This is a genomic window from Sphingomonas degradans, from assembly GCF_053502645.1.
Genome location: NZ_CP177172.1, coordinates 2,868,493 through 2,886,204, shown reverse-complemented (window position 1 = coordinate 2,886,204; position 17,712 = coordinate 2,868,493). Strand labels below are relative to the sequence as shown.

General features: G+C 66.4%; 15 protein-coding genes. 9 read left to right on the top strand and 6 right to left on the bottom strand.

Translation table 11 applies throughout. The features are described from left to right. Positions 1-5 precede the first annotated feature (5 nt). Genes ACG3SL_RS13070 through ACG3SL_RS13045 form a run of 6 tightly spaced genes read right to left on the bottom strand, consistent with a single transcriptional unit; the run spans position 6 to position 7,290 of the window. A complete protein-coding gene (locus ACG3SL_RS13070) occupies positions 6-1,229 on the bottom strand; it encodes a CaiB/BaiF CoA transferase family protein (RefSeq protein ID WP_448661593.1) in 1,224 nt (407 codons plus the stop codon). 10 nt (positions 1,230-1,239) lie between these two features. Beyond that, positions 1,240-2,691, bottom strand: a complete 1,452-nt coding sequence (locus ACG3SL_RS13065) for an aldehyde dehydrogenase family protein (RefSeq protein WP_448661592.1) — start codon at positions 2,689-2,691, stop codon at positions 1,240-1,242. Between the two features lie 27 nt (positions 2,692-2,718). Beyond that, positions 2,719-3,948 carry an acyl-CoA dehydrogenase family protein gene (locus ACG3SL_RS13060; protein WP_448661591.1) on the bottom strand — a complete coding sequence of 410 codons (1,230 nt, stop codon included), beginning with the start codon at positions 3,946-3,948 and terminating at the stop codon, positions 2,719-2,721. Positions 3,949-3,957: 9 nt separating this feature from the next. Next, complete coding sequence (locus ACG3SL_RS13055; protein ID WP_448661590.1) at positions 3,958-5,067, bottom strand: acyl-CoA dehydrogenase family protein; 1,110 nt, start codon at positions 5,065-5,067, stop codon at positions 3,958-3,960. 45 nt (positions 5,068-5,112) lie between these two features. After that, positions 5,113-6,447 (bottom strand): spinster family MFS transporter, encoded by a 1,335-nt coding sequence (locus ACG3SL_RS13050; protein WP_448661589.1) that lies wholly within the window; start codon positions 6,445-6,447, stop codon positions 5,113-5,115. A gap of 60 nt (positions 6,448-6,507) precedes the next feature. Next, on the bottom strand, positions 6,508-7,290 hold the full coding sequence (locus ACG3SL_RS13045; protein ID WP_448661588.1) for a methyltransferase: 783 nt from the start codon (positions 7,288-7,290) through the stop codon (positions 6,508-6,510). 99 nt (positions 7,291-7,389) lie between these two features. On the opposite strand from ACG3SL_RS13045, the gene ACG3SL_RS13040 reads away from it, so the two are divergent. The 9 genes from ACG3SL_RS13040 to ACG3SL_RS13000 all read left to right on the top strand — a co-directional run bounded on the left by ACG3SL_RS13040 (position 7,390) and on the right by ACG3SL_RS13000 (position 17,680). Continuing rightward, the gene (locus ACG3SL_RS13040; protein ID WP_448661587.1) at positions 7,390-8,094 is read left to right on the top strand and encodes a CoA transferase subunit A; all 705 of its coding nucleotides are present in this window, start codon (positions 7,390-7,392) and stop codon (positions 8,092-8,094) included. Continuing rightward, complete coding sequence (locus ACG3SL_RS13035; protein WP_448661586.1) at positions 8,091-8,747, top strand: 3-oxoacid CoA-transferase subunit B; 657 nt, start codon at positions 8,091-8,093, stop codon at positions 8,745-8,747. The genes ACG3SL_RS13040 and ACG3SL_RS13035 overlap by 4 nt, the downstream gene beginning before the upstream one ends. Positions 8,748-8,880: 133 nt before the next feature. Further along, a complete protein-coding gene (locus ACG3SL_RS13030; protein WP_448661585.1) occupies positions 8,881-10,173 on the top strand; it encodes a phenylacetate--CoA ligase family protein in 1,293 nt (430 codons plus the stop codon). Then, on the top strand, positions 10,133-10,768 hold the full coding sequence (folE, locus tag ACG3SL_RS13025) for a GTP cyclohydrolase I FolE (protein ID WP_448661584.1): 636 nt from the start codon (positions 10,133-10,135) through the stop codon (positions 10,766-10,768). Before ACG3SL_RS13030 ends, folE begins: the two co-directional genes overlap by 41 nt. Before the next feature lie 13 nt (positions 10,769-10,781). After that, complete coding sequence (locus ACG3SL_RS13020; RefSeq protein WP_448661583.1) at positions 10,782-12,287, top strand: acetyl-CoA acetyltransferase; 1,506 nt, start codon at positions 10,782-10,784, stop codon at positions 12,285-12,287. A gap of 85 nt (positions 12,288-12,372) precedes the next feature. Next, positions 12,373-13,914 carry an AMP-binding protein gene (locus ACG3SL_RS13015; RefSeq protein WP_448661582.1) on the top strand — a complete coding sequence of 514 codons (1,542 nt, stop codon included), beginning with the start codon at positions 12,373-12,375 and terminating at the stop codon, positions 13,912-13,914. 133 nt (positions 13,915-14,047) lie between these two features. Beyond that, positions 14,048-15,511 (top strand): aldehyde dehydrogenase, encoded by a 1,464-nt coding sequence (locus ACG3SL_RS13010; RefSeq protein ID WP_448661581.1) that lies wholly within the window; start codon positions 14,048-14,050, stop codon positions 15,509-15,511. A 36-nt stretch (positions 15,512-15,547) separates the two neighbouring features. After that, on the top strand, positions 15,548-15,691 hold the full coding sequence (locus ACG3SL_RS13005) for a hypothetical protein (RefSeq protein ID WP_448661580.1): 144 nt from the start codon (positions 15,548-15,550) through the stop codon (positions 15,689-15,691). Positions 15,692-15,766: 75 nt separating this feature from the next. After that, positions 15,767-17,680: a linalool dehydratase/isomerase domain-containing protein gene (locus ACG3SL_RS13000; protein WP_448661579.1), complete on the top strand. Its 1,914-nt coding sequence runs from the start codon at positions 15,767-15,769 to the stop codon at positions 17,678-17,680. Positions 17,681-17,712 lie beyond the last annotated feature (32 nt).

Below are 17,712 nucleotides of genomic sequence, written 5' to 3'. Positions count from 1 at the left end.
CTCCTTCAATGTCCGGCGGCGACGCGGCGAGCGTTCAGGTCGGCGAGGATTTCAGCGGTGTGTTCGCCAAGCTCGGGCGCGGGCCGGACGGCACCGTAGCGCTCGCCCGAGATGATCGCCGGAAAGCCAAGATAGCCAAGCCGCCCTGCGCGAGGATGATCGTCTTCGACGATCACGCCGCGTGCCACCATGTGCGGATCGGTGACGACGTCCTGCAGGCGGTGCGCGGGGCCCATGGCGATGTCGTGTTCCGCGGCGAGCTGCGTCCAGTCGGCTTGCGAGCGGCTGCGGAAGATCGTGGTCAGTTCCTGGCGCAGGGCCGTTTCGGCATGGCCGAAATCGACGGGTGCGTGTGGATCGATCGTGGCGATCAGATCCTCGCGGCCGATCGCGCGACAGAAATTGCCCCAGAATTTCGGCTCGATCGCGCAGAACAGTATGAAGCGGTCGTCCGCCGTCGGGTACAGCTGGTAACGCGCCGATCCACCGCCGACCTCGCCGGAGGCGCTCTCGTCGGCAAGGCCGATCCGGCTGGTGAGCTTGTCTCCGTTGAGCAGGAAGCTGCCACCGATCCAGCTCGCCGCCAGCACCGCATCCGAGGCCGCGACGTCGATATAGCAGCCCTTGCCGGTCCGCTGGCGCTGGACCAACGCGGCGGTGGCGGCGAAGGCGGCGGCGGTGGCGCCCACTGCAGGGCCGGCGCCGGCCTGTTCGGTACCGCCCATGAACTGGGTGCCGCGCGTGAAATGGACGAATCCGTCCGCCCCCACCTCGGCCGGCATCCCGCCGGCCAGCGCGTTCATCTGCTGGCCGTGGGTGGGGATGGAGGCATAGGGGCCATGCGCGCCATAGCCGGTGTGCTGGACATAGATGATGTCGGGCTTGACCTGGCACTGTGCCGCATAGCCGACGCCAAGCGCATCATGGACGCCGGCGCGAAGGCCATCGATGAAGATGTCGGCGGTTGCGATCAGTTCCAGGAACAGCGCCTTGCCCGCGTCGCTGCGCACGTCGATTTCGATCGAGCGCTTGTTCTTGTTGACCTGGGCGTGCGGCGGGCTGACGTGCGGCACGATCTGGCCGAGAAAATCGCGAAGATAGTCGCCCCGGCCCGGCGCCTCCACCTTGATCACATCGGCGCCAAGATCGGCCAGATGCATGCCGACGGCGTCGCCATTGAACAGCATCGCCGATTCGATCACGCGCACACCTTCGAGAAGCTTGAACATGGCGATCCTTTCAGAACGGGATGTAGATGTTCTTCTGCTGCAGGAACTCGTCGATCCCGGCCTTGCCGCCCTCGCGTCCGAAGCCCGATTGCTTGTACCCGCCGAACGGCGTGTTGGGCGCCATCGGCGGTCCGCTGTTCACGGCGATCGCCCCCGCCTTGAGCTTGGCAGCAAGGCGGTGGGCACGCGCGAGATCGCGGGTGTGGACATAGGCGCCCAGCCCGAAGCGTGTGTCGTTGGCCTTGGCAAGGGCATCGTCGTCGTCGCTGAAGCGGGAGATGGCGAGTACCGGGCCGAACACTTCGTTCTGGGCCAGATCGCTTTCGTGCCGAACATTCCCGAACACGGTGGGCGCGATGAAATTGCCTTCCGCCAGGGCTCCGCCCAGCTTTTCGCCCCCGGTGACAAGCTCGGCACCGTCCCGCCGGGCACGGTCGATCACGCCCAGGATACGGTCGCTCGCCGCACGGTTGATGACCGGTCCGACGAAGCTGGTGGGATCGAGCGGATCGCCGACCGCGAGTGACTCGGTCACGGCTTTCACGCGCGCGACGAACGCATCGTAGACGCTGTCGTGCACATAGGCCCGGGTGGGCAGCACGCAGCCTTGGCCCGTCAGTACCGCGGTACCATGGATCGCCGCCATTTGGGCGGCGGCGTCGAGATCGGCGTCCGCGAAGATCAGGTTGGCGGATTTGCCGCCCAGCTCCAATGCCAGCGGTTTCAGATACTCTGCGCAGTTGCGCATGACGACCCGGCCGACCTGCTCGCCGCCGGTGAAGCTGATCTTGGCGATATCGGGATGGGCGACCAGCGCGTTGCCTGCTTCGGCGTCGCCCGGCACGACGTTGAACACGCCGTCGGGCAATCCCGCCTCAAGTGCGAGTTCGGCCAGCCGCAGCGCCACGAAAGGCGTGAGCGTCGGCGGTTTGAGCACTGCGCCATTTCCGGCCGCGAGCGCAGGCACCACCTTCATCGCGCTGGCAACCAGCGGCGAGTTCCACGGGATGATCAGCCCTACCACGCCGTACGGCTCGTGCCGGGTATAGTTGAGCCCCGGTGCGCCGATCGGCTCGACCACGTCCCCGACGAGGCGATCGGCCCAGCCCGCATAATAGCGGATCCATGCCAGCGCCAGGTCGACGCCGCCACCCAGCATCACGGGTGTCCCGCTTTCGAGCGCGATCAACTGCACCAGCTCGGCGCGGGCGCCATCGATCAGCGTGGCCCAGCGCTCAAGGATCGTTCGGCGGCGGTCCCCCGGCAGGTCTGCCCAGGCGCGTTGCCCCTGGACGGCGGCGGTCACGGCGGCGTCGATCTCTGCCGCACCGCCGACGTGCAATTGGGCCTGCACGCGATTGGTCGCGGGATTGCGGTGCTCGATGGTCCCGAGGGAGGTTTGGTCCAGCCAGCGCCCCGCGATCAGGGGCGCATTGCGCTGAAATCTCTGTGGCTCTGCCATCGTCATGCTCTCCTGCATTGTGTCGCTTCAGCCGCGCGGGGCTGTTGGTACGTCCTGAAAGGGCATCTTGTTGTCCGGGCGCTCTTCCAGCGGCAGCCGCAGCACGCGCTCGGCAAGCACGTTGCGCAGCACTTCGTCGGAGCCTCCCGCCGCGCGCTGCGCCGGACCGAAATAGAACATGTCACGATACATCCGGTCCGGATGCGCGCCGAAGGGGAGGGCAAGGCTCTGTTCACCCAGCAGATCGAGGGCATAGGCCGCCATGTCCTCGATCATCACCCCACCCACGAGCTTTATCGTGGCGGCCTCAGGCCCCGGCGAGCGCCCCTCGCCGATCTCGGTCAGTTGTCGTGCGACGCAGGCGCGCAGCCCGCGTTCCTGGATCATCCAGTCGGCGACACGCGTGCGTACGTCGGCGCGGGCGATGCTCCCGGTGCGCACCGCAAGGTCGAGCAGCGCTGCGCTGTCCACGTCCAGGATCGCGCCGATCGCCATGCGCTCGCTGTTGAGGGTGACAACGGCGGCCTTCCAGCCGCCGCCCACCTCGCCCAGCCGTTGCTCGTCCGGCACGAACACGTCGTCTAGGAAGATCTCGTTGAACTCCGCTTCGCCGGACATCAGCGCGATCGGCCGCACGCGAATGCCCGGGCTCTCCATGTCCAGGAAGAACATGGTGAGGCCCTTGTGCTTCGGCACCTTCGGATCGGTTCGGGTGAGGATCGTCGCCCAGCGTGCCTTGTGGGCGCCGCTGGTCCAGACCTTCTGGCCGTTGATCCTCCACCCACCATCGACCCGCTCGGCGCGGGTGCGCACCGCCGCCAGATCGGAACCCGCGCCGGGTTCGGAGAACATCTGGCACCAGATATCGTCGGCGCGCGCGATGCGCGGGAGGAAACGGGCTTTCTGCTCCGGGCTGGCAAAGCCCATGAGCGTCGCGCCGCACATGAACTGGGTGATGACGAGAAAGCCTTGGAGCCGCGCGAGATCGCCTTCCTCTTCCGCGAAGATCGCAGCCAGATTGGGGGCGTCGCGGCCGCCATGTTCGACCGGCCAGGTGAGCACGCCATAGCCCGCGTCATATTTGCGGGCGTGCCAGTCGCAGGCAATCCTCCAAAGGTCGTCCGATGGGAGCGGCGCGCCGCTGCTCGCCAGCCCCTTCAGGGCCTCCATGGTGGCATCGTCGTAGCGATTGGCGGCGATCCAGGCGCGTGCTTCGGCGCGGAAGGCTGCCTCTTCAGGGGCATCGTGCAAGTTCATCGCGGATCCTCAGGCGGCGTGATCGAGCGGCGCGGCCTGGCCGCTCCGGGCAAGGGCATCGGCCAGGAAGCGTTCGCGCCAAAACGCCGACGGGCCCAGTACCGCGCCGAATGCCTGTGCCTTGCGATAAAGAAGATGTGCGTCCGACTCTGCGGTCGCGCCCAGCCCGCCGAGATAGTGGACCAGCGCCCGGGCCGCGAGGCGCGCGGCATCGCTTGCCGATACGCGGGCGGCCGCCGCCGCGGCGGTGAGGTTGCTGCCTTCCTCCAACGACGCGGCGGCGAGCCACGCGTTGGAGCGGGCCAGTTCGATCGCGGCGAGCACGTCCGAAAGCCCGTGTTTCACCGCCTGGAACGAACCCAGCGGCCGGCCGAAGGCGAAGCGCTGGCGAACATGCTCGCACGCTGTCTCGAGCGCGGTCTGGGCAACGCCGATCTGGACGAAGGCGAGCAGAACAGCATGGCGATCCAGCAGCACGTCCCACAGCGCCGCGGCCTGCGGACCGGTGGCAACGGTGCGAACCGGTGCTTCCTCGATGCGCAGCGCCGTGGCGGGATTGATGCGATCGAGCGAGTCTACGGGGATGGACTGCGCCTCGGTCACGTCGATGATGGCCAGCATGGCGTCCTCGCCACTGCCCAGCAGGGTCAGCAACCGGTTGGTCGCCCGGCCGTCCGGAAGGGCGGGGAGGTGCCCTGTGGCGCGGTGCGCGTGGATTGACAGGGGCGCCCCCCAGGCAGTGGGCGGAACAAGGGCACCAATAACCTCTCCCGCGACAACGCCGGGCAGTAGATCGGCCATCAGTTGCATATCGCCGATCGCGCCGATCGCGTCGGCAAAGCCCAGGATCGCGCCAGCGAACGGAATCGCGGCCAACCTGCGTCCGAACGATTCGGCGACCAGGCAAAGGGCAAGCGGCCCCTGACCAACGCCGCCCTGCGCCTCATCGACCGCGACGCCAAGCCAGCCCAGCGCCGAAAGTTCGGCCCACAGGATGCGGTCCCACCCGTCGGCGCCTTCGGCGGCGATGCGGGCACGTTCGGGCGTTGCTTCGGCGAAGAATACCCGCTCGAATTCTCCCTGCAGGTCGCGCTGCTCCGATGTAAATGACAGCCGCATCTGACCCTCCCCAATTAAGTATCCTGTTAAGCCTAGTGTGCGCAGTCAGGCAAGAGCCCCCGTGGTGCTGGGACGCAGGTTTCTTCCGGCGACCCAGTGGCAGGCGGCGCCGACCAATGTCGTGGAAACGACAATGGCGAGGGCGGGTGAGAGCCCATCGCCGCCGAACCGGGGCGCCAGGGCGCTGCTCAACGCCCCCACCGCTAATGGGCCAAGTCCAGCGCCGATCAAGTTGATCGAGACCTGGGCGACGGCAGCGCAGGCGCCGCGCATCGTCGGTGGGGAGAGGTTGAGCAGCAGGCCGTAGCCGCTTCCCATGAAACTGCTGATGCAGAAAGAGCTGCCCGCCACGCCGACAATGGCGAGCGGCAGGCCGTGCGCAAGCACGCCGAGGAGCCCAAATGCCGCTGCGGCAGCCATGGTCACCGCCATCAGCGCGGATGGCGCGTTGGGGGCTGTGCGCGACAGTCGATCCGCGACCAGCCCCCACAGCACCGAACCCGCGCCGCCGAACAGCCCGACGCTTATCGACACGACCAGCGCTGCATCGGGTAATCCGAGGCCATGGCGGCGAACGAGCAGCGAGATCAGAAACGCGTTGAGCCCGGCGGTCACGGTCGCTGCGACGATAATCCCCAGCAGCGTCCAGCGCAGTGCCGGGGAGTCGAGCAGCACGGCGAGTACGGCTCGGAGGGGAGGGCGGGGGCCGGCGGCATCGCCATGCGCGTCCAGCCGCCCCCGCGCAGGTTCGCGCACCGTGGCCAGGAGGAGGAGTGCGAGGATCAGGCCCGGCAATCCCGCGACCAGAAAGGCTGCGCGCCAACCATGGGCGGAGGCAATGATGCCGCTCGCGAGATAGCCGCCAAAGATGCCGAGCGTGATGCTGACGAAAAAAATGCCGGTCGCCGTCGCGCGGCGGCGGGGCGGGAAATAGTCGGACAGGATCGATAGTGCCGTCGGCGATCCGCCCGCTTCCGCCGCGCCTACGGTCATGCGGGCGAGCAGCAGCGTCGTGTAGTTGCCGGCAAAGCCGCTGAGAAGGGTCAGTCCGCTCCACAGTGTCAGCAGCGTGGCCAGCAGTCGTACGCGGTGGACCCGGTCGATCAGGAGGCCGAGCGGAATGCCCGAAATGGCGAAGGCCACCGCATAAGCGGGGCCTGCCAGCAGGCCGAGCTGCGTGTCTGAAAGCGCGAATTCCCGACGGATCGGTTCGAGCACCGCGTTGATGACGCTGCGGTCGACATAGTGGATGGTGTAGACGAGCGTCAGGAGCGCCAGAACGTACCAGCGATAGCGGCGGAAGGGTTCCGCGCTCGCCCTGCTCGGCGGGCTGTCGTCCATCGGTTCGATCCTCTCCATGCCCTGGGCCTTGGTGCCCATGGGCCGGACGCGCTCTGCGTCTCGCTTGCTAGAACTGGTATCCTGAATATGCCGCGTCGTCTATAGCGCTTCGGGCCGCTCCACGGTTTCCGTCATGCGTACCAGCGCGCGGACCACGCCGGTGCCGAAGAGTTCGGCGCCCGCGAGCGAAATGGCGACCTCGGGCCGATCGAGGGGGGCTACGAGGCCGATGTTTGACACGGTGACATAGGCTGCGCCGCCTTTGGCGAGATAGCGTGGTGCCTCCTGCACGAAACGCGCGAGGATGCGGCCGCCGGGATCGCAGAGCATGTGCCGCTCCATCGAATTGCGGGGCTCTGCATCGTAGAGTGGTGCATTGAACAGGATCGTATCGAAGCGCTCCTCCGCTGCGATCGCCGCGAACAAGTCGGAATTGCGGACGTCGATATCCAGGGCGTTGCGGCGGGCATTGTCGCGCGCGGTGGTGACGGCAAGTTCGGAGATGTCGACACCAACATAACGGCCGGGACCGAATTTCTGTGTCAGCCCGAGCAGGATGGCGCCGCTGCCGATGCCGACTTCGAGGATCGCGGGCGGTGTAGTGCTGGGCGCGCGGCCGAGGTGGCGAAGGACGAAGGTGCTGCTCGATGCATAGGTGGCGTGATAGACGCCGGCTGGGCATCGGATCGCAAGATCGTTGATGTGATAGTCTGCGTCGCTCGACTGTGTCCGCAGATGCGCTTCGTGTGCCAGCGCCACCGCGTCGCGATCATAGGCCGCCCAGTGGCGGATGCCGAGCCGCGTCAGTACTGCTTCGTGGCGTTGGCGATCGGCTTCGTCCGCGGTGCGGACATGGCTCGTAAGGGGTGCGGAAGAGGCCATGGGATTCCCGAATAAAGGGTCTAAACCAGTAGACTCTTTATGGCGCCTTGCAATAAGAAACGCCGGTGCGCAGCGGAACGCGCCCTTGGAGAGGATCGAATGCGCAAGCTGGTTGGGGATATGGAGGCCGCGCTGGACGGGCTGCTGTTCGACGGCATGACGATCGCGGCAGGCGGCTTTGGGCTTTGCGGCATCCCGGAAAATCTGATTGCGGCCATCCGGGCATCTGGGGTGCGCGACCTGACGATCGTGTCGAACAATGCGGGGGTCGATGATTTCGGCCTGGGGCTGTTGCTGCGTGGGCGGCAGGTGAAGCGGATGATCAGCTCCTATGTCGGCGAGAACAAGGAATTCGAGCGGCTGTATTTGTCCGGTGAACTGGAGCTTGAGTTCACCCCGCAGGGAACGCTTGCGGAGCGGCTCCGCGCCGGGGGTGCGGGTATCGCCGGATTTTATACCCGCACCGGCGTCGGCACGCTGGTGGCCGAGGGGAAGGAGCGCAAGCAGTTCAACGGCGAGACCTACATCCTGGAAACCGGGATCGTGGCCGACCTCGCCATCGTGAAGGCTTGGCGTGCCGATGATTGGGGCAATCTGCGCTATCGGAAGACCGCGCGGAACTTCAACCCGATGGTGGCCGCGGCCGGCAAGATGTGCGTGGCCGAAGTAGACGAGGTCGTGGCGGCGGGAGGCATTGATCCCGACGATGTCCACACTCCGGGCATCTATGTCGATCGCCTCGTCGTGGGTGCGTGTGAGAAGCGAATCGAGCAGCGCACGGTACGGGCGGAGCTCGCGGCGTGAGCGCTGTGGTCCCGCAGGGCTGGTCGCGCCTTCAGATGGCCCAGCGCGCCGCCTCGGAGCTGCGCGACGGCTTCTACGTCAATCTGGGGATCGGCATCCCGACGCTGATCGGAAACAATATCCCGCCGGGGATGGCGGTCGTCCTCCAATCCGAAAATGGAATGCTCGGGCTGGGGCCTTTCCCGGACGAAGCATTGATCGACCCGGACATTATCAACGCCGGCAAGCAAACGATCACCGAGCTTCCGTACACGGCCTACATGTCCTCTGCGGACAGTTTCGCGATGATCCGCGGCGGCCACATGGACCTTTCTTTCCTCGGCGCGATGGAGGTGTCTGCAACTGGTGACATCGCGAACTGGGTGGTTCCGGGCAAGATGGTGAAGGGGATGGGCGGGGCGATGGATCTCGTTGCCGGGGCTCGGCGGATCGTGGTGCTGATGGAGCATGTCGCGCGCGACGGCGCGCCCAAGTTCGTCCCCGCCTGCAGCTTGCCTCTAACCGGGCGGAACGCGGTCGACATGATCATCACGGATCTCGCCGTCTTCGCCCGTCCTGATCGTTTAGGATCCCCGTTCCACCTGATCGAGATGGCGCCCGGCATCGGCCTGGATCATGTCCGGGCCTGCACTTCTGCGCATTTCATCGTCTGAGGTGCTCTGTGTCTGGATCGAGTGAGAATAAATAGGCTACCATTTTAGCGTGTGCCCTACTATCGTTGGCGCAGACCGGCCGTCGCGCTGCCCGAGGGGTGATGCGGCGGCACGCGATCGGGAGAGGAAATCCATGGTCTTCGTACGACCCAAGCAACTCGCGGATGATTCGCGCGCCTTCTTGAACGTCGAGGCGCAGACGCGCACGGCCGAGGAGATCGCGGCGCTGCAAAGGGCAGGCGTGGCGCGTGAATGGGCGCGGGTGTGGGATACGCCGCTGCCCTTTTATCGCGACAAATATGAGCGTACCGGTCTGCGCCGCGACCAGGTGCCGGCGCTCGACGAGATTCCGGTCACCACGAAGAAGGAACTGCAGGCCAACGAGCAGGCGGAAAACGTGCCTTGGGGTAGCTGGTGTTCCGTCGCGCTCGAGGATGCGACCTATGTCGGTGCCTCGGGCGGGACCACGGGGCGGCCAATGCTCTATCTCCGCTCGACGCGCGATGCCTGGTTCATCGCCGAATCGCTGCGGCGCAATTTCTGGCGCTATGGGCTGCGCCCGTTCAGCCGCTTCACCAATGCCTGGCCGGGCGGCATCTACAGCGCGGGCGGATCGGGGGATGCGGCGAGTTCGATGGGGGTGATGGACATCCCGGTCGGGATGCCGTTCACCGTCGACGCGGCGGTCGAACATCTGCGGATCTGGCGTGACATGAAGCCACATGTCTTCATGATCACCGGCTCTCAGCTGCTGATCTACGAACAGGCTGCCGAGAAGCTGGGTGTTGATCTGAAAGCGATTTTTGGTGGCGGGACCGTCGCCATCGTCGAGGCGAGCCTGCAATTCGCGGAGCCGCGCCGGCGGCTGGAGGCGCGTTATGGCTGCCGGTTCATCAACATCTCCGGCGCGTCGGAGATCCCAGGCGGGGCCGTGTCGGATTGCGAGCACCACACGGGCTTTCACACCCATGCGGACCTTACCATCGCCCAGGTCTGCGATCCTATAACGGGCAAGGAAGTCGCTCCCGGCGAGCGCGGGCATCTGGTCTGGAGCTGTTACGGCACCGACTCCTTCTGGCTTCGCTACGACGTGGAGGATTGGGTTGAGCGCGCGGTCGGCGAATGTCCCTGCGGCGAGGCGGGCGCGCGCTACGTGCTGCTCGGTCGTGACGGGGATAGGGTGCGGATCGGCTCCCGGCAGATCTTCCCGCTCGACGTCCAACTAGCGCTCGATTCGATGGGGGCGCCCGAATTCCAGCTGCTCAATGGCGGGGCGGAGGCCACGCATGTCGCGCTGAAGGTCGAGACGAACGAACCCGATGCGCTGCGCGATCACCTTGCCACCGCGCTGGGCGTCCCGGTGGAGCTGCAAGGGGTCGAGCAGAATGCGCTGCCGCGGTCCACGTTCAAGCCGCGCCGGACCTGACGTGGCGCGCGGACCCGCGGAAGCGGCGGACGTGCCGGAAGGCGTCGCCGAGGCCATTCGTACGCTCATCCGCTGGGCGGGGGACGATCCCGCGCGCGAGGGCCTGGTCGATACGCCCGGGCGAGTCGCCCGGGCGTGGAAGGAATATTGCGCAGGCTATCAGGACGATCCCGCGCGGCACCTGTCGCGCGTTTTCGAGGAGGTCGGTGGCTATGACGAGATCGTGCTGCTGAAGGATATTCCGTTCCAGTCGCACTGCGAACATCACATGGCGCCGATCCTGGGCAAGGCCCATATCGCCTATCTGCCCCGCAATCATGTCGTCGGGATCTCTAAGCTCGCGCGGGTGCTGCACGGCTTTGCGCGACGATTGCAGGTGCAGGAGCGGCTGACCGCCGAAGTCGCCGACTGCATCTGGAAGAATCTCAAGCCGCACGGCGTCGCCGTAGTGATCGAGGCGAACCACGCCTGCATGAGCGCGCGCGGCGTCCGAACGTCGGGAGTCGGCATGGTCACCAGCCGAATGATGGGTGTCTTTCGCGACGATCCGCGCAGCCGCGAGGAAGTGCTGACGCTGATGGGGTTGCGCAGCTGAACGGAGGGGCGGGATGACGGTGAAGGATGAGGCCCTGATTCCGGTGCTGATCGGTACGGGCCAGGTGGAAGACCGGCCGGCGCGTGGCATCGAAGGGCTGGATTCGGGCGCGCTGATGGCAGCCGCTGCGCGCCGGGCGGGCGAAGATGCCGGCGGCGATCTTCTCGCCCGCACCGATTGGCTGGGCATCGTGAGCCAGATCTCCTTCCCCGAACAGGGGGGGCGGCTCGTTGCCTTTCTGGCGGAGGCGCTCGGTATCCGGCCGCACCAGGCGCAGGAAACTCCGCAGCCAACGGGCGACAGTCCGGTGCGATTGCTCCATGCGGCGGCGAATGCGATCGGCAGTGGCCGCGCGCAGGTCGCGCTTGTGGTCGGCGCGGAGGCGCTGCGGACCGCCGGGATGCGGGCCGCCGAACTTGCGGCGGCGGGTGGCGCCGTACCGCCCAGTCCGTTTGGCCGGCGGCCAAAATCGCCCGAACTGCGCCACCGTTACGGACTGAGCACCCCGACTGACGTCTATCCGCTGTACGAGAATGCCGGTCGTGCGGCCTATCGCCAGTCGCTGTCGGAAGGACAGGAAGAGACAGGGCAGATCTGGGCACGGCTCTCCGAGGTGGCCGAGCGTAATCCCGCGGCCTGGATCCGCCGCAAGCGGACCCCCGAAGAGATCGTGCGCGCCACGGCCGACAATCGCCCGATTGCTTTTCCCTATACCAAGTTGATGGTCGCCAATGCCTCGGTGAATCAGGGGGCGGCTCTACTGGTTACCAGCCTTGCTGTCGCGCGTGCCGCGGGCGTCCCCGAACAGCAGATCGTCTATATCGGTCGCGGTGCGGCGGCGCAGGAGGCGGAGGATCCGCTCGCGCGCGCAAACTACCATGAAAGCCCGAGCATGACCGTCTCGCTGGAACGGACGCTTGCGCTCAACGGTTTGCGCCCGGACCAGCTCGACCATGTCGAACTCTATTCCTGCTTCCCTTGCGTACCGAAAATGGCGCGCCGCGTGCTGGGCTGGGGCTTGGATCGCCCGGCCAGCGTATTCGGCGGCCTGACCTTCGGCGGTGGGCCGATCGGCAACTACATGACCCATGCCGCGGCGAGCATGGCCCTCGCGCTGCGCACCCGGGGCACATATGGGCTGCTGTTCGCCAATGGCGGCTATGCTACCCACAACCACAGCATCGTGCTGACCAGGATTCCGCAGCCTGCGGGGACGTTCCCCCAGAACTTCGACGTGCAGGCTGAGGCCGATGCCGCGCGAGGGCCCGTACCGCCGCTCGACCCTGGCTATGCCGGGCCGGCCACCGTCGAGACCTACACCGTGCTGTACGATCGGGAGGGCGCAGCGCGCTTCGGGGTCGTGCTGGGCCGTACCCCGGATGGCCGCCGCGCCATTGCCCGCGTCCCGGGGGACGATGCGCGGACCATCGCATGGCTCACTGCGGGCATCCACGAACCCGTCGGCCAGCCGGGGCAGGTGGTTGCCGAGGGCGAGCTGAACCGGTGGGTTGTCGCCTGAACATGGCGGCGGCGCGGCGCAAGGCTCCGCAAACCGATCGAGACGGCGTCCGGTTGGACGGTGCGCCGGAACAAAGGAGAGATACATGAGCGACGCCTATTCGATGATTCGCCTGCACGGCGTTGGCGACATCGCGCGCGAGCATCGCCGCTCGCGGCCGACGCGCCTCGCGGCCATCGACGGTGTGGTGCGTCACGATTATGCGACGCTGGACCGACGGACGACGCGCCTGGCGAACGCGTTCGCCGCGCGCGGCTTGGGAGCGGGCGACCGCGTCCTGTGGCTGGGCCAGAACAGCCACCGTATTCTCGAACTGCTGGTCGCCTGTGCCAAGATCGGCGCGATCCTGTGCCCTGCCAACTGGCGCGCATCGCCCGAAGAGGTGCGCACGATCATTGCCGATTTTGATCCCGCCGTGATCATTTGGCAGGATTTCGAGGTCGGCGAGGCCATGCGCGCTGCAGGCGATGCGGCTGCGCCCGGCACCTTGTGGCTACAGCACGACCTGGAGGGCGACGGGGGCTATGAAAGCTTCCTGGAGAGCGGCGGCGAAGGGGATCGGGATCTGCGGATCGATCCGTCGCTTCCGCTGCTCGCGATCTTCACCGCGGCCTTCGAGGGCAAGCCGAATGCGGCGCTGCTGGCCCACGACACGATCATGTACCAGAATCTGATCGTCGGGCGCGGGCAGGCGATCGACGAGAGCAGTGTCCATCTGAATTCCGGGCCGCTGTTCCATCTCGGTACCCTGATGGGAGCGCTCGCCGCATTCCATCACGGGGCTACCAACGTCTATACGCCGCGCGTCGACGCGGCCACCCTGCTGCAACTGATTCAGGACGAGCGCGCGACGCACGCCTTCATTCCCGGCCCGACGATCGAGCAGATCCGCGTGCTGAACGCGGACGGCCGCTACGACGTTTCGAGTCTGTGGTCGACGCCGGCCGCGCCCGAGTGGAAATATGCGATGTGCATGCCCGCCGATGCGCCGATGCTGCGCAAGGTGGGGGGCTATGGACAATCGGAGGTGATGGGCCTCATCTCCTTCGCTTATCTGGGCGGCACGGGGGCGGGCCGGGTCTCGCCGATGGCGCAGGTGGCGTTGCTGGACGACCATGGCGAGGAAGTCCCGCCGGGCGAAACCGGCGAGTTCGCCGTGCGCGGCCCGATGGTGATGACCGGCTATCGCGGTGCGGACGCCGAAAATGCCCGTCGCTCGCGGTTCGGATGGCATCTCACAAACGATCTCGGGCGGCGGAGCGAGGACGGCTCGCTGCAGTTCGTCGGCCCCAAGGCGGCGCTGATCAAATCGGCCGACGAGAACATCTATCCCGCCGAAGTCGAAAACTGCATTCGCCAACACCCGGCGGTGGCCGATGTGTGCGTGATCGGCGTTCCCGATCCGGTGTGGAAACAGAATGTGAAGGCGGTGATCGTGCTGAAGGCCGGCGCGGTCGCGGATGAAGCCGGCATCGTGGAGCACTGCCGCGCGCACATGGCCTCGTACAAAAAGCCGAAGGCCGTCGCCTTTGTCGAGGCGCTGCCGAAGATCCCGGGAACGCCTTTCAACGATCGCGGGGCGATCGACGCCGCCCATGGCGGCGGTGGCTATCCCAGCCTCAGGTGATCAAGGATAAAGAGTATACTGGTTAGCGTTGACCCTGCCGACCATTCGGCCTAGAGTTGGTTTTAGATAAAGCGCGAATCTTGATGCCTTCGGAGGCATGGGTAAGCGTTGCTCCCGGAGAGGCTACTAATTTATGCCCGTTCCACCCCTGGATTTTCTGCCCGAAGCATCGACGCTGTTCATCGGCGGGCGATGGGTGGCTCCGGCGACAGACCGCATCATCGCGATCCGCCACCCTGCGGATGGCACGCATGTGATCGACGTTGCCGAGGCGTGCGAAGGGGATATGGACGCGGCGATCGCTGCTGCCGATCGCGCCTTTCGTGAAGGTCCCTGGCCACAATTTCCGCTCGACGCCCGGCTGGCGGTGCTCGAACGCTGGGCGGAGGCGATCTCCAGGCGGATCGAGGATCTGGCTGTCGCGCACAGCGCCCAGATCGGCGTCCCGATAAGCTTTTCGCGAAACGTGGCGGGTGGTGCGTTGGCCAGTCTGCGCAACACCATCGCCGCGGCGCGGGCGCGGCCGATCGTTGAGGAGCGGCCTGCCGCGGGGGGTGTCGCGCAGGTCACGCGCGAGCCCGTCGGCGTGGTCGCGGCCATCATCCCGTGGAACTATCCCTCGCTGCTCGGCATGAACAAGATGGCGCCGGCGCTGGCGATGGGTTGCTCGGTCATCGCCAAGCCCTCGCCCGAGGCACCGCTGGATTCGCTGATCTTTGCACAATGCGCGGTCGAGGCGGGTTTCCCCGAAGGCGTGCTGTCGATCCTGCCGGCGGGGCGCGAAATCGGCGAACGCCTGGTGCGCGACGTGCGTGTCGACAAAGTGAGCTTCACCGGTTCGTCCGCAGCGGGCAAGCGGGTCGGCGCGTTGTGCATGGAGCGGGTGGCGCGGGTCTCGCTGGAACTCGGCGGTAAGTCGGCGGCGATTATTCTCGACGATTTTCCGATCGAGGCGGCGGTGCCGGTGCTGGTGGGCCAGTCCACCCTGTTCAACGGTCAGGCGTGCATGGGGTTGACCCGCGTCCTCGTCTCGCGGGCGCGGCACGATGCCCTGGCGACGGCCCTGGCGGAGGCGTATGCCGCGCTGACGGTGGGCGATCCCTTCGATCCCGCGACGCGGATCGGGCCATTGGCCAGCCCAGCCCAGGCACAGCGCGTTGCCGGATATATCGAGGCGGGCCAGCGCGAAGGTGCGCGGCTGATGACCGGCGGCACGGTCGAGGGATGCTTCGTCGCGCCGACCGTCTTCGCCGAGGTGTCGTCGGCGATGCGGATCGCGCAGGAAGAGATTTTCGGCCCCGTCCTTTGCGTGCTGCCCTATGACGACGTGGACGATGCGATCCGGATCGCGAACGACAGCGCCTATGGGTTGAGCGGTGCGGTGTTCACCGAGGATGCCGCCGTCGTGACGCATCTCGCCCGGCGGATCCGTACGGGGTCCGTCGCTCAGAACGGCATGGGGCCGCAGGGCGGCCTGCCGTTCGGCGGCTTCAAGCAATCGGGCATCGGGCGCGAAGGCAGTGCTGAGGCGCTCGATCTCTATACCGAAATCAAGACGATCTACCTGGCGGCGCGTCCGCCGGTGGCTGCGTCGTGATCGGCGCGGGCGCGCTCCGTCGCAGGAGGGCGTGACATGCCCTGCTGCGCCGCCGCGATCTTCCTGCTCGGCATGGTCTACGACGCGGTGACGGCCATCGCCGCGGCGCTGGGCGCGCGCAGGGCGACGACATCGATGCGGTCCAACGAGGTGGTCGATTGGGCCCCGGTCAGGCCCTGACAGGCAGGGGCAGTCCGACGGAAATTACGGCCGGCGGCGGACGACGAGGAAAGGCGAGAAATGGGTTCGATCGAAATGACCATGGCGCCGGGTGGGCGCGCCGACACGCTGCCACTGGGTCGGAAGGGTGCGGTCACCGCGCGTCGCCAGCGGATCACCTGGGCGGTGTATGGCGGTCTCCTTCTGCTCGGCGGAGCGCTATGGGCCTTTGCCGGCTCGCCGGGGCTGCGCGCGTTCGGGCTCGGGCTCTGGGCGCCGGGGATGGGGTTTCTGGCGAGCGGCGGCTGGCCGATCCTGCTGATCGTGCCGACACTCGCGCTGTTTGGTCTGGCGGTGTTCGCCTGGTTCGGCGCTGGCGCGATCGTGGCCCCGGTGCTGATCTGGCTCGGCGCGGCGTGGCTGGCCGCTGGCACGGTCGGCGAAACACCCTGGAAAGGCGCGCCGATCGTGGCGGCGCTGTTGATCGGTGCCGCCTTTGGCTATCAGGCACGGCGCTTGCGCAAGGCCCGGAAAGCACTGCTCGGCATTCGTCAGTGGCGGAGCGCCGCGCTGCCCGCTGCCATCGTCGCGGTCGACGCGCGTGCGGTAGACGCACCTGCCGACGCGGATCGGGTGCTGGACGACGAGATGCTTTCGGCGGTCGACTATCTGTTGGACCGGGCGCTGCAGCCGGTGGAAGCCTTTGACGGTTTCGATCGGGTCGACATCTTCCAAACGGCGTCGGTACGCTACCAGATCAACTTCATCGGCTATGCGCTGTCGATCCTGCAGATGCGCTACCTGCCCAATTTTCGTGGTTATCTCGCGCAGGGGCAGCGGCAGCTGATCGAGAAATATTTGCAGAAGCGGGTGTGGTCCTACTGGATCTATGAGTCGATGTGGGGACACCTCAATTTCACCAACTGGGACCCCGCCGCCAAGGACAATATCATGCTCACCGGCTATTTCGGTGCGCAGGTGAACCTCTACATGCTTGCCACCGGCGACATGCGCTACACCGAATCCGGCAGTCTGCCGTTCCGGCTGAACCGTCGCACGGTCTATGCGCATGACGCGCACAGCATCACGCGTTCGATCCGGAACAACATGGATGCATCGGCTTATTGCTTGTACCCTTGCGAGCCGAACTGGATCTATCCGGCGTGCAATTTCCGGGGAATGTTGAGCCTGACGTCGTTCGATACGGTGTTCGGTACCAGCTATGCGAAGGATATTGGCGAGCGCTATTGGGCGCAATTGGAGGAGGAATTCACCGATCCCTCCGGTAGCATCATCGCGCTCAAGTCGAGCATTACCGGGATGCCCTTCCCCTTCCCAGCGTCGGACCTCAGCTTCAGCGCGATGGCCAATGCCTTCGATCCGCAGCGTGCACGGCGGATGTGGGCATCCGCGCGGATCGGACTGGAGCGTGCCCTTGTCGAACGCGACGGCGTGCCGATGCTGGGCCTGCCGGCCGGCGGAATCGATTTCGGCAACTACCGTCGCGACGCGCGGACCTTGGCGGCGGCATCGATTCTCCAGGTGGCACGCGAGTTCGGCGATGAGGAAATCGCCTCGGCATCGTACAACACGCTCAATGCCGTCGGCGGCCGAACGCAGGATGCGGGGTTGCGCTTCCGCAACGGTTCAAACCTCGCCAACATCAATGCGATGCAGGGCATTTTCGCCCGCCGCGGGGACGTGCGGCGCAGTTATGCGGAGGGCGGTCCCCCAGCCGGACGGTCCGGGCCGAGGCTTGAATCTGTGCCATATCCGGCGGTGCGTGTCGCGGCGGCGCGCAGCGACGGCGAAGCCTTGCGGTTGGTATTGTCGAGCGGGTCCGGTGCCTCGCACCGCCTGGAATTTGCGAACTTGAATCCTGGCGGGCGCTATCATGTGCAGGAGCGGCCCGCATTGGCGTTCGTCGCCGATGCCAGTGGCGCCGCGACGATCGCGATCGAACTGTCCGGACGAACCGCGCTCACCATCGCGCCGGTAACTACCGTTTGACGCGGTTCGGCCTTACCCCTTTTCCTCATTCT